Raw genomic sequence first — 11,906 nt, forward strand, 5'->3', positions numbered from 1 at the left:
AATGTCAATTTACTATATTAATGTAACAAAGCAACGGCCGCCCCGGAACCTTGGTTTCGGGGCGGCTGTTCTGTTCATAATTTACTTCACGCTCTCACCGGCGGCCTGCTTGGCCTTGATCTCCTTCAGAGCGTCCTTGTAGGAGAGGTTCACACGGCCCTTCTCGTCGATATCGGTGACCTTGACCCAGATCATATCGCCGATGTTGACCACGTCCTCCACCTTCTCCACCCGGCGGTCGGCCAGCTTGGAAATGTGGACCATGCCGTCCTTACCGGGAGCCAGTTCCACGAAGGCGCCGAACTGGAGGATGCGGACCACCTTGCCGTAGTAGAGCTGACCCACCTCGGGCACAAAGACGATGGTCTCGATGATCTTCTTGGCGGCGTCGCAGCTCTCGGCATTCTCGCCGGCAATGTAGATGGTGCCGTCGTCCTCGATGTCGATCTTGGCGCCGGTGTCGGCACAGATCTTCTGGATGACCTTGCCACCGGAGCCGATGACCTCGCGGATCTTGTCCACGTCGATCTTCATCTTCACCATCTTGGGAGCGGTGGGAGCCACCTCGGGCCGAGGCTCGGCGATGCAGGGCAGCATGATCTCGTCCAGGATGGCAAAGCGGGCGTCCTTGGTGATCTCCAGGGCTTCCTTGATGATCTCATGGGAGAGACCGTCGTTCTTCAGGTCCATCTGGATGGCGGTGATGCCCTTCTTGGTGCCGGCCACCTTGAAGTCCATCTCGCCGTGGAAGTCCTCCACGCCCTGGATGTCGATGAAGGTGGTGAAGCCGCCGTTGTCGTCCTGGATCAGGCCGCAGGAGATGCCGGCCACGGGGGCCTTGATGGGCACACCGGCGTCCATGAGGGCCAGGGTGGAGCCGCAGATGGAGCCCTGAGAGGTGGAGCCGTTGGAGCTGAGGACCTCAGACACCACGCGGATGGCATAGGGGAACTCCTCCACGCTGGGGATGACGGGCTCCAGAGCACGCTCGGCCAGGGCGCCGTGGCCGTACTCACGGCGGTTGGTGGACCGGGCGCCGCGGGCCTCACCCACGGAGTAGGAGGGGAAGTTATAGTGGTGCATGTACCGCTTCTCGGTCTCCTCCCAGATGGTATCCAGCTTCTGGGCGGCGGAGAGGGTGTTCAAGGTACAGACGCTGAGCACCTGGGTCTGACCGCGGGTGAAGAGGCCGGAGCCGTGAACACGGGGCAGCACGCCCACCTCGGCGGAGAGGGGACGGATCTCGTTCTTGGCGCGGCCGTCCACACGGTGGCCCTCCAGGAGCCAGGCCTTGACGATCTTCTTCTGGAACTTGTAGGTGATCTCCTCCAGGTACTTGTCCATCTCAGGATAGTCCTCCAGGAAGAGCTCGTGCCAGTGATCGATGAGGGCATTCCAGCGGGTCTCGCGGACGTTCTTGTCGTCGGTGTCCATGGCGGCCTTGGCCTCGTCCATGGTGGCCTCCACGATCTTGTCGAAGAGCTCCTGATCGAAGTCCGCGTGCTCATACTCCATCTTGGGCTTGCCGATCTCGGCCACGATGCCGTTGATAAAGGCCACCTGCTTACGGATCTCCTCGTGGGCCTTCACGATGCCCTCGTACATGATCTCGTCGGGGATCTCCTTGGCACCGGCCTCGATCATGACCACCTTACCGTCGGTGGCGGCCACGGTCACGTCCATCTGGGAGGTAGCCCGCTGCTCCTGGGTGGGGTTGAAGACGATCTGGCCGTCGCAGTAGCCCACCTCCAGGCAGCCGATGGGGCCGGCCCAGGGAATGTCGGAGTAGGAGAGGCACACGGAGGTGCCGATCATGGCGGCCACCTCGGGGGAGCAGTCATAGTCCACGCTCATGACGGTGCAGGTGACACACACGTCGTTGCGGAAGTCATAGGGGAAGAGGGGACGGATGGGCCGGTCGATGAGACGGGAGGCCAGCACGGCGGGCAGAGAGGGGCGGCCCTCCCGGCGCATGAAGGAGCCGGGGATGCGGCCCACCGCGTAGAGCTTCTCCTCAAAGTCCACGCTCAGGGGGAAGAAATCCACGCCGTCCCGGGGACGGGCGGAGGCGGTGACGGCCACCATGACGGTGGTCTCGCCGTACTTGACCATGCAGGCGGCGTTGGCCAGCTCGGCCACCTTGCCGATCTCGATGACCAGGGGGCGGCCGGCCAGGTCCATGGAATAGGTCTTGAAGCCGGGGAATTCTCTGTGCTTGATAACAGTAGACATATGTTGTCCTCCTTTTCGCTGGCACAGCAGAGCCCGTCGGCCTTTTAGCACTTGAATCCAAGGCGAATCCCCATTCGTCCCGCATTCAACTGCTAAAAAAGCGTTCCGGCTCTGCGTGTCGTGTTCGGTGAAATGATAATTGGAGAAAAGGGTGGTGTGGAATCCCACACCACCCCTATTTTCTCATGCTGCGCGTCCTCCGCAGCGGCACACGGCGCACCGCTCCGCGAAAAATCCGCGCCGCCGGGGCGGCACCTGTTTTTCCGTCTGCGCGGTCTCCTGTGCACCTGCTCCCGGACGCTCCGCGCTTCCGGCGTTACGCTTGGTTCTTACTTGCGGATGCCGAGCTTGGCGATGATCGCACGGTAACGCTCGATGTCCTTGGCAGCCAGGTAGTCCAGCATCTTGCGGCGCTTACCGACCATCTTGAGCAGGCCGCGGCGGCTGTGGTTGTCATGGATGTGCACCTTCAGATGCTCGGTGAGCTCCTGGATGCGGGCAGTCAGGATCGCGATCTGGACCTCGGGGGAACCAGTATCGGTCTCGTGGGTGCGGTTGGCCTCGATAACAGCCGTCTTCTCGTCCTTACGGATCATGGGAAAATTCCACCTTTCTGATATTCTTCCCGGTAACTGAGTGCAGGGCGGGTGAATCCCCCGCGTCAAAGCGGGCAAACTCCCTGGACTAAGTCACGGGACTGCACCTAATGCGTGCTTGTCTACTATATCATAGTTTATTCCATGTGTAAAGAAAAAAATCAAAGATAAATCCAGCAAAAGAGACCATTTTTGATGAATCTCAGTACAAAATTTCTCTCGACACGCTGTTTCCAATTAAAATACAGATCCCGCTCCGGTGTCGGCGGAGCAAAACATTATCCCCGCTTCTTATGCGCTCGGCCAGGTTTCCCACCGGCCCGGCCTATCCCATCCGGTCTGCTGGGCCGCGCTGGAGCTGGTTGAATTTCCTTGCGTGGTTTGCGTCATGAGCTCAGCAATCCGCTCCGCCACATCCGAGATGGGGATGGCGTAGCCCATGCCCTCCACATCGGTATCCGAGAGCTTGGCGGTGTTGATGCCGATGAGCTCCCCATCCAAATTGAGCAGTGCGCCGCCGCTGTTGCCCGGGTTGATGGCGGCGTCCGTCTGAATATAGGAGGCGGTGGTGCCGCTCTCATTGGTGAGGCTGCGGTCCAGGGCGCTGACAATGCCCGTGGTCACCGACTGGCCATAGCCCAGGGCATTCCCGATGGCCACGACCTGTTCCCCTACTTCCAGCTCATCCGAGTCCCCGATGGAAATGACCGCGATCTGGGACAGCATATCCGAAGACAGGTCGGCAACAGCCACCTTGATCACCGCAAGGTCGGCCTCCTCGTCAGTCCCGCACAGCTGGGCCTCATAGACCGAGTGATCCACAAAGCTCACTGAGAGGGTGGTGGCGTTTGCCACCACATGCTGGTTGGTGACCATGTAGAGGTAGGTCCCGTCGTTGGCAATGATGACTCCTGAGCCGCAGCTGGTGGTCTCCTCCAACTGGGTCTGTCCCGCTCCGTTGGGCCCAAAGCGGTTAAAGTAGCTGCGCACCTCCTGTACGGAGATGTTGGTGATGGCCACCACGCTGGGCAATGCGGCAGAGGCGATGTCCGACACATCCATGCCATACCGGGCAGCAGTGTAGGAGGTGCTGGCCAGAGTGGTGGCTATCTCCCCCGAAGTCCCGGCGCTCAGGGTGCCTTCCGCCTCGCTCTCCGGAGAGAGCATTTTCCCCACACCATAAAAACTTCCGGCGGAGATCGCCCCAAACAGTGCGGCGCTCAGCACCAGAGAGGTCAGCCGCCGCCAGGCCTTCTGTGCGGGCTTTTTTGCCCTCCGGTCCATTTGCGGCATGGGAGTTGGGGTAAAGGGAGATGGATTTTCCATAGAGATATCTGTTTTTTTCATAGGACATACTCCTTTTCCATTTGGCGTATTTCTCTCAGGTTTCTGCCATCAGGATAAAAGAGCAACCCTAATTGAACTTAAAAATCAAACGAAACTGTCATCGCGGGAGAAGGACCACCACTGACAGTGTCGTTCCCTCCGGGCTCTCCGCCCGGATCTTTCCCTTATGGGCCACCACGATGCTCCGGGCAATGGACAGTCCCAGCCCGTAGCCACCGGTCTGACTGTTGCGGGACTGGTCCGTCCGGTAAAACCGATCGAAGAGATGGGAGAGCTTTTCCCGCTCCAGCGGCCGCTCGACGGTATTGGACACGGTCAGCTGGAGGGTACGCCCCTGCTTTTCCAGCCGCAGCTCTATTTTTCCTCCCCGTGGGGAATATTTCAAGGCGTTGTCCAACAGGATGGAGATGAGCTTTCGGATGTTTTTTTCATCCCCCGTAAAGGAGAGCATGGGCTGGATGGAGAGAGAGAAGTCCTTTTCCTGGCTCTTGGCGGGGGCCTGGAAGGAGTCGGCCATCTCCTCTGCCACATCGGAGATGGGAAACTCAATGCACTGCAGCTTGGGCTGCTCCTCCTCCATGCGGGAGAGATAAATGAGATCATTGGTCAGCTCGGTCAGGCGCCTGGCCTGACGGCGGATGTCGGTGAGCCACTGGTTTTCTCCGCACTCCATCTCTGCCAGATCCGCGTCGGCGCTGATGATGGTCATGGGGGTCTTCAGCTCATGGCCGGCGTCGGTGATGAATTGCTTCTGCTTTTCATAGCTCTCCGCCACCGGCCGGACAATATGCTTGGACAGGATCAGCAGCAAAATCAAGACCGCCGCCAGCCCCAGCAGGGCCAGCGACAGGCTGGCAAGGAGGGTGGTGCGGAAGGAAGAGAGGCTGCGGCCGCAGTCCAGAAAAATGACCCGGCTGCCCAGCTCGTCATCACAGAGCAGATAGCGGTAGTTTCCCCAGAAACCGGCGCTGTGCCCGGATTTCACTACACTCTGAGCATAGGCGGCGGCGTCCTCGGCATCCACAGCGGCGATCTGGCCGGTGTTTGTCTGGAGCACCTGGCCGTCTTCGCCGAGGAGAACCGAAAAGAAGCGGGACTCATACGGCGTCTCCGGGGACATGCCCCGCTGGTCAAAGAGGTCCGGTTTCCTTCCCAGCTCACCGGGCGGGGGTTGCTGGAGCCCTCCCTGGTGTTTGGGGAAGGTCCCGTCATTGGTGGCCAGCACAGCCAGGATGGCATCGGCGTCAGAGACCACCTTGTGATAGCTCATCAGGTTCACGCCCCCCAGGATCACCAGCAAGACGATGGCCAGGGAGAGCATACAGGCGGCGATCAGCTTATGCCGCAGACGTCTGATCATGGCCGCTCCTCCAGGGAATAGCCCGCGTTGCGGGTCGCCTTAATTTGAATATCCGCCTGAAGGGCCGCGAGCTTTTTCCGCAGATAGGAGATATACACCCACACCACATTCAGCTCCACCTCGCTGTCATAGCCCCAGATCCGCTCGAAAAACCGCTCGCTGGAGATGAGCTGCCGGGGATTGCGCAGGAGCAGCTCCATCATCTGATATTCCTTGTTGGCCAGGCGGAAGCTTCCGTGGGGAGAGGATAGCTCATAGGTAGTCTGATCCAGGGTGATGTTGCCCAGGCTCAGGCGGCTGGTCAGCTGGCCGCCGGTCTGGCTGCGGGTTATGGCCCGGATGCGCGCCATGAGCTCCTCGGTGGAAAACGGCTTGGTGAGATAATCGTTGGCCCCGGTGTCCAGTCCCGTCACCTTATCCTCTATTTCTGACCGGGCGGTGAGCAGCAGCACCGGGATGGGATTCCCCGCCGCCCGCAGCCGCCGTAGGACCTCCAGTCCATCCAGCTTGGGCATCATGATATCCAGGATCAGGGCGTCGTAATTCCCCGCCTCCAGATAATCCAGGGCCTCTTCTCCGTCATATACCGCGTCAGCGGAATAGTTGTGTTTTTCCAGCAGGGCCACCACGGCCCGGGACAGGGACCGCTCGTCCTCTGCCAATAAAATGCGCATTGCGCCACCTTCTCTCCTGTGTTATAAGGCAAGAATAGCATACGCTCCTTAACTCTAATTAAAAGAATAGCACCGGGGGCGAAAAATGTCAGCCGAAAAGAGTGGGCGGATTTTAAGTTCAATTAGGGTTGGATCTCTATACTGACCTCACGATGTTCAAAAAGGAGGCCACACCCGTGAAAAATCAGATGGTCTTTCAGCGATATGAGATCAAATATCAGATGAGCCGCCGGCAGCAGCAGGTCATCCTGGCCGCGATGGCGCCCTATGTGGTGCCCGACGAGTACAGCCACAGCTCCATCCGTAATCTCTACCTGGATACCCCCGACTTCCGCCTCATCCGCCGCAGTCTGGAGCGGCCGGTCTACAAGGAAAAGCTCCGTGTCCGCAGCTACGGCCGGGCCGGTCTGGAGGCGCCGGTATTCGTGGAGTTGAAGAAGAAATACTGTTCCGTGGTCTACAAGCGCCGTCTCACCATGCCCCAAAGGGAGGCCCTGGACTGTATTGCGGGCAGTGCCTCCTGGCCGGAGACCCAGATCGGCGGGGAGCTGGCCTATACGGCGGGATTTTACGCCGCCCTGCGCCCGGCCGTCTTCCTCTCCTATGAGCGGGACTCCTACCGCGGGGTGGAGGACGAGGCGTTCCGGGTCACCTTTGATACTGAAATCCGCTACCGCCAGGAGGCTCTTACCCTGAACTCTGACCCCTGGGGCATTCCCATCCTTCCTGCCGACCAGGTGCTCATGGAGGTCAAGACCGCGGGCAGCCTGCCCCTCTGGATGGCCCGTACCTTGTCCGAACTGGGCATCTTTAAAACTTCTTTTTCCAAATATGGAACCGCCTATCAAACAATCCTGCTTTCCCAGCAGAGAGGAGAACAAAAATATGCCTGACAACTTGTTTCAAGGTCTCTTTGATACCGCTTTGACCAATACCATTGCCCCCGGCGCCTTTCTGCTGTGTGTGGGGGTGTCCCTGATTCTGGGCCTTCTGTTGTGTGCCATGACCCTGTGGCGCTCCCACTTTAGCCGGAGCCTGGCCGTAACACTCGCCATCCTGCCCGCAGTGGTCTGCGTGGTCATCCTGATGGTCAACGGCAATGTTGGCACCGGAGTGGCCGTGGCCGGAGCCTTCAACCTGGTGCGCTTCCGCTCTGCCCCGGGCTCCGCCCGGGAGATCGGGGCCCTCTTTGTGGCCATGGGAACAGGCCTCATTACCGGCATGGGCTACCTTGGTTATGGGGCTCTCTTTACCCTCATCCTGGGCGGAGCCATGATGCTCTATAACGCCCTGAGCCTGCGTCCCTGGGCCCAGAATCCCCCCGAGCGCACCCTCCATATTACCATTCCTGAGGACCTGGACTATGCCGGGGTATTTGATCCCGTTTTGCATCAGTATGCCCGCCGGTATTCCCTCACGCAGGTCAAGACCACCAACATGGGCAGTCTCTTTAAGCTGACCTATGATCTGACCTTAAAGGACCCTTCCCAGGAAAAACGCTTTATCGACCAGCTGCGGCTGCGCAACGGGAACCTGGAGATCTCCCTGGGCCACCAGGATACCAGCGCCGCCGCCCTGTAAAGGAGGAAGTTTTTATGAAACACCCAATCCTGCGGCTGACCCCTCCCCTGCTGTCCGCTCTGCTGCTCCTCAGCAGCTGTGGAGCGCAGAACACCCAGGCTACTCCCTCTGCCGCCGTTGAAACTGCCGCTCAGACGGCAGAGTCCACTGCTGCCGCCATCGATACCCAGGCGCTTTTCAGTGACCGGGACCTGGCGGGCACCTATGACGAGAGCGCCGCCATCCCCATCCAACTCAATGGGGACAGCGCCTCCTGCGCTTCCGATGCCGTGACCATCGAAGGCAGCCGGGTCATCCTATCCTCCGAGGGCGTATATCTCCTCTCGGGCACCCTCACGGACGGGCAGATCGTTGTCAACGCCGGCGAGAGCGACAAAGTCCAACTTGTCCTCAACGGCGTGGATGTGACCAGCGCCACCTCCGCTCCCATCTATGCTCTGTCGGCGGATAAGGTGTTCCTTACCCTGGCCGATGGGACTGAGAACTACCTTGCCAATGGCGGGGAGTATGTGGCCATAGATGAAAACAACATTGACGCGGTTCTTTTTTCCAAGACCGACCTGACTCTCAACGGCACCGGCAGTCTTACCATCCAGTCTCCGGCCGGGCACGGGGTGGTGTCCAAGGATGAGCTGGTGATCACCGGCGGCAGCTATACCATCACTGCCGCCAACCACGGCCTGTCCGGAAAAGACAGCATCGCCATTGCCGGCGGCAGCTTTACCATTACCTCGGGTAAGGACGGCCTCCGTGCAGAGAACAGCGACGATCCCTCTCTGGGCTTCCTCTACCTTGCTGAGGGCAGCTTCTCGGTTACCGCGCAGGGAGATGCCATCAGCGCCGCCGGCGCCCTCCAGATCGACGGAGGGACCTTTGACCTACACACGGGGGCAGGCAGCGCCAGCGTAGATCTAAGCAGTAGCGAGGATGCGTTTGGCCCCATGGACGGTGGACAGCAAAAGAGCGGGGTAGCGCAGAGTGAAACCACTGCCGCAGAGCCCGAAGCGGACACCGTGAGCCAGAAGGGCATAAAGGCCGAGGGCAGCTTCACCATAGCGGGCGGTACTTTTACCCTGGATACCGTCGATGACGGCCTCCACGCCGGCGGGGAGGCTCTCATCACCGGCGGCACCTTCTCCCTCCGCAGCGGTGACGACGCCATCCACTCCGACGCTGCCCTCACCATCCAGAACGGCTCCTTTACCATCCCCTATTGTTACGAGGGGATCGCGGGGTTGAGCATCACAGTTGATGGCGGCACATTCGACATTACCTCCTCCGACGACGGGCTCAACGCCGCCGGAGGGGCCGACAGCTCCGGTCTCCGCGGACCTGGCGGGCAGTCACAAGACACCTTTTCCAGCGGCACGGACAGCTTTATCCTCATCAACGGCGGAGAGTTCACCATTGTCTCCACAGGGGACTGTGTGGATTCCAACGGAGATCTGACCGTCAACGGCGGAACGTTGGATCTGACCTGCAATGGCAGCGGCAATACGGCGCTGGACTGCGACGGCACTTATACCAACAACGGCGGCACAGTCACCACCAATGACGGCTCAGAGCAAAATCCCGGCCAGATGGGGGGCGGTATGGGCGGCCGCGGTGGTCTCCGCGGCAATCCGGGCACCCAACCCAGCGGTGCTCCCTCTGAGAATGGAGATCGTCCCCAGCCACCGCAAGACAGTGCCCAGGAGGCTCCTTCCGAGGCGTAACCTATTGACTTTTCCTCCATGCAGGCGTATAATACCCCAAAAATCGCAGGAGGTGTGACAATGCACAACCGTTTTTCTGTTTGCCATGTGGACCATGTATTCGGTAACCCTATGCCTACTTGCTGCATGGGGCTTACATTGTCATACTCTTTTTTCCAATAATCCAGGCGGATCTGGAGCGAAAACAGAGCAGTGTGGGCCAAAACCTTCCACGGTTGGCCCGCACTGCTTTTTTATTTTGTACGCTACATGGAAAGGACTGATTTTATGGCGATCCACAGGGGAACCCAAACCATTGAAACCCAGAGACTTCTTCTCCGCAGAGCCGTACCGGAAGATGCGCAATCGATGTTTGACAACTGGGCCTCCGATCCGGGCGTGGTAAAATACTTGACCTGGCCCGTCCACAGCAGTGTAGAAGCTTCCCAACAGGTTCTGCAGGATTGGATCAATCACTACGCCCAAAGCGATTACTACCAGTGGCTCATTGTCCTAAAAGAGGTGGGACAGCCCATCGGAAGTATCAGTGGCATGGACCCCAACGACCAGCTTTCTTCCATTGAAATCGGATATTGCATCGGACGACGCTGGTGGCACCAGGGCATCATGACCGAAGCGCTGCAAGCGGTCATCTATTACCTTTTCGACACCTGTGATTTCAACCGCATCACTGCCAGACACGACCCCAACAATCCCCATTCTGGCGCTGTCATGAAAAAATGCGGCATGAAATATGAGGGTACCACCAGACAGTCCGGCCGCAACAACCAGGGGGTCTGTGATACCACCCATTACGCCATTCTGAAAAATGACTGGGACAGACCCGCGCTTTTTTCAAATGGCCTCTCGTTTAAAAATGACACCGAACTTGTACAGACCCTGTATTCCCGCTTAGACGAAAACAGCCGTCTGAATCGCTCCAAAGCTGCCCGTGTGGAGTTCTTGACCACGGTGCGGTATATAGAGCAGTACCTTGCTCCGGGGGCAAAGATCCTGGATGTAGGAGCCGGTGCAGGGGAATATAGCCTGTATTTTGCCCGCAAGGGCTATGCCGTCTCCGCTTTGGAACTGTCCGACCGAAACATCGAAGCCTTTCAAAAAAAGCTGACTCCTCAGGACTCCATTGATTTGGTACAGGGCAACGCTATGGATCTCAGCCGCTACCCCGACGATTCCTTTGATATCGTCCTTCTCTTGGGCCCCCTGTACCACTTACACAGTGAAGCGGGCAAGCTCCGGTCCATTGCCGAGGCAAAGCGTGTGTGCAAACCCGACGGCAAACTGTTCTTTGCGTTTATTTCCAATGACATGGTCATACTCACTATGTTCCACGAGATACCGGACTATTTTGTAAACGGGGACTACAACAAAGAAACATTCCGCTGTGATGATTTCCCCTTTGTATTTCACACCATTGACGCCTGTCGGGATCTCCTCCGTGCGGGTGGTATTAAAATCTTGCACGAGGTCGCCTCCGACGGTATCAGTGAACTGCTTCACGATAAGATCAATGCAATGGATGACGAGAGCTATGCCCAATATCTGCGGTATCACTTTTACATCTGCGAAAAGCCCGAACACCTGGGCGCCTCCGATCACCTGCTGTTTATCGGTGAAAAATAAAAATGACATGGGCCGGTATGCGGATCTACTCTGATCCGCATACCGGCCCATACAAAATCCATCCGCTTTTCAGCAACAAAAAAGCCTTGAAAACCGAAGTTTTCAAGGCTTTTTGGAGCTGCTATCCGGATTTGAACCGGAGACCTCATCCTTACCAAGGATGTGCTCTACCTACTGAGCTACAGCAGCAAATGGCGACGCGGAAGGGACTTGAACCCTCGACCTCCGGCGTGACAGGCCGGCGTTCTAACCAACTGAACTACCGCGCCATTTCTACTCTATATCATCAGCGTTTACTGTTTTTTCTGTGGCAGGGGCAGAAGGAATCGAACCCTCGGCACGCGGTTTTGGAGACCGCTGCTCTACCTGCTGAGCTATACCCCTACATGGTGGGCCTTCACGGGCTCGAACCGTGGACCGACCGGTTATGAGCCGGCTGCTCTAACCAACTGAGCTAAAGGCCCATTACCGGTGTTCGGTTCTTCGTAAGAAGAGAATGGCTTGCCGCCATGATTCGTGACGGCAAGCCGCACTCGTTTCTGGCTCCCCCTGTTGGACTCGAACCAACGACCCTGCGGTTAACAGCCGCATGCTCTACCGACTGAGCTAAGGAGGAATATAAAAGGGTCCGGTCTGGTCAGACCAGACCCTCTCTTGTGTTGGCATTACCTATTTTCCCGGTCCGTCTCCAGACAAGTATCTTCGGCGCAGGTGAGCTTAACTTCCGTGTTCGGAATGGGAACGGGTGGACCCTCACCGCAATCAACACCAACTTACT

At 58.3% G+C, this 11,906-nt stretch carries 9 protein-coding genes, 5 tRNA genes and 1 rRNA gene; 4 read left to right on the forward strand and 11 right to left on the reverse strand.

The window, feature by feature from the left end:
- Positions 1-81: 81 nt before the first annotated feature.
- The 5 genes from I2C21_RS15475 to I2C21_RS15495 form a co-directional block, all read right to left on the reverse strand.
- On the reverse strand, positions 82-2,232 hold the full coding sequence (locus tag I2C21_RS15475; protein ID WP_186964037.1) for a polyribonucleotide nucleotidyltransferase: 2,151 nt from the start codon (positions 2,230-2,232) through the stop codon (positions 82-84).
- Positions 2,233-2,561: 329 nt separating this feature from the next.
- On the reverse strand, positions 2,562-2,828 hold the full coding sequence (gene rpsO, locus I2C21_RS15480; protein ID WP_087263108.1) for a 30S ribosomal protein S15: 267 nt from the start codon (positions 2,826-2,828) through the stop codon (positions 2,562-2,564).
- A 291-nt stretch (positions 2,829-3,119) separates the two neighbouring features.
- The gene (locus I2C21_RS15485) at positions 3,120-4,175 is read right to left on the reverse strand and encodes a S1C family serine protease (RefSeq protein WP_195279688.1); all 1,056 of its coding nucleotides are present in this window, start codon (positions 4,173-4,175) and stop codon (positions 3,120-3,122) included.
- A 97-nt stretch (positions 4,176-4,272) separates the two neighbouring features.
- Complete coding sequence (locus tag I2C21_RS15490; RefSeq protein ID WP_195279689.1) at positions 4,273-5,535, reverse strand: sensor histidine kinase; 1,263 nt, start codon at positions 5,533-5,535, stop codon at positions 4,273-4,275.
- Positions 5,532-6,209 (reverse strand): response regulator transcription factor, encoded by a 678-nt coding sequence (locus I2C21_RS15495; protein ID WP_195279690.1) that lies wholly within the window; start codon positions 6,207-6,209, stop codon positions 5,532-5,534. Before I2C21_RS15495 ends, I2C21_RS15490 begins: the two co-directional genes overlap by 4 nt.
- A 176-nt stretch (positions 6,210-6,385) precedes the next feature.
- Here I2C21_RS15495 and I2C21_RS15500 point away from each other — a divergent pair, with 176 nt between their 5' ends.
- The 4 genes from I2C21_RS15500 (at position 6,386) to I2C21_RS17850 (ending at position 11,128) form a co-directional block, all read left to right on the forward strand.
- Positions 6,386-7,102 (forward strand): polyphosphate polymerase domain-containing protein, encoded by a 717-nt coding sequence (locus I2C21_RS15500; RefSeq protein WP_353654826.1) that lies wholly within the window; start codon positions 6,386-6,388, stop codon positions 7,100-7,102.
- Positions 7,095-7,790, forward strand: a complete 696-nt coding sequence (locus tag I2C21_RS15505) for a DUF4956 domain-containing protein (RefSeq protein WP_195279691.1) — start codon at positions 7,095-7,097, stop codon at positions 7,788-7,790. The genes I2C21_RS15500 and I2C21_RS15505 overlap by 8 nt, the downstream gene beginning before the upstream one ends.
- 14 nt (positions 7,791-7,804) lie before the next feature.
- Positions 7,805-9,505 carry a carbohydrate-binding domain-containing protein gene (locus I2C21_RS15510; protein ID WP_195279692.1) on the forward strand — a complete coding sequence of 567 codons (1,701 nt, stop codon included), beginning with the start codon at positions 7,805-7,807 and terminating at the stop codon, positions 9,503-9,505.
- A 192-nt stretch (positions 9,506-9,697) separates the two neighbouring features.
- Positions 9,698-11,128, forward strand: a complete 1,431-nt coding sequence (locus I2C21_RS17850) for a GNAT family N-acetyltransferase (RefSeq protein WP_353654827.1) — start codon at positions 9,698-9,700, stop codon at positions 11,126-11,128.
- 113 nt (positions 11,129-11,241) lie between these two features.
- Here the strand turns inward: I2C21_RS17850 and I2C21_RS15520 are convergent.
- The 6 genes from I2C21_RS15520 to rrf form a co-directional block, all read right to left on the reverse strand.
- Positions 11,242-11,317, reverse strand: a tRNA-Thr gene (locus I2C21_RS15520).
- A 3-nt stretch (positions 11,318-11,320) separates the two neighbouring features.
- Positions 11,321-11,397, reverse strand: a tRNA-Asp gene (locus I2C21_RS15525).
- Between the two features lie 39 nt (positions 11,398-11,436).
- Positions 11,437-11,512: transfer RNA gene (locus I2C21_RS15530), tRNA-Trp, on the reverse strand.
- 3 nt (positions 11,513-11,515) lie between these two features.
- Positions 11,516-11,592 (reverse strand) — tRNA-Ile (locus I2C21_RS15535).
- Positions 11,593-11,668: 76 nt separating this feature from the next.
- Positions 11,669-11,744 (reverse strand) — tRNA-Asn (locus tag I2C21_RS15540).
- 41 nt (positions 11,745-11,785) lie between these two features.
- Positions 11,786-11,901: ribosomal RNA gene (rrf, locus tag I2C21_RS15545) — 5S ribosomal RNA — on the reverse strand.
- Between the last annotated feature and the right edge of the window lie 5 nt (positions 11,902-11,906).

This window comes from Clostridium sp. J1101437_171009_A5, assembly GCF_015547905.1.
Classification (GTDB): Bacteria; Bacillota; Clostridia; order Oscillospirales; family Oscillospiraceae; genus Pseudoflavonifractor_A; species Pseudoflavonifractor_A gallinarum.

Excerpts from the sequence above, each read along its gene's own strand:
- I2C21_RS15485 (WP_195279688.1), bottom strand. The coding sequence starts at position 4,175 with ATGAAAAAAACAGATATCTCTATGGAAAATCCATCTCCCTTTACCCCA.
- I2C21_RS15475 (WP_186964037.1), bottom strand. The coding sequence starts at position 2,232 with ATGTCTACTGTTATCAAGCACAGAGAATTCCCCGGCTTCAAGACCTAT.
- I2C21_RS15490 (WP_195279689.1), bottom strand. The coding sequence starts at position 5,535 with ATGATCAGACGTCTGCGGCATAAGCTGATCGCCGCCTGTATGCTCTCC.
- rpsO (WP_087263108.1), bottom strand. The coding sequence starts at position 2,828 with ATGATCCGTAAGGACGAGAAGACGGCTGTTATCGAGGCCAACCGCACC.
- I2C21_RS15510 (WP_195279692.1), top strand. The coding sequence starts at position 7,805 with ATGAAACACCCAATCCTGCGGCTGACCCCTCCCCTGCTGTCCGCTCTG.
- I2C21_RS15505 (WP_195279691.1), top strand. The coding sequence starts at position 7,095 with ATGCCTGACAACTTGTTTCAAGGTCTCTTTGATACCGCTTTGACCAAT.
- I2C21_RS15495 (WP_195279690.1), bottom strand. The coding sequence starts at position 6,209 with ATGCGCATTTTATTGGCAGAGGACGAGCGGTCCCTGTCCCGGGCCGTG.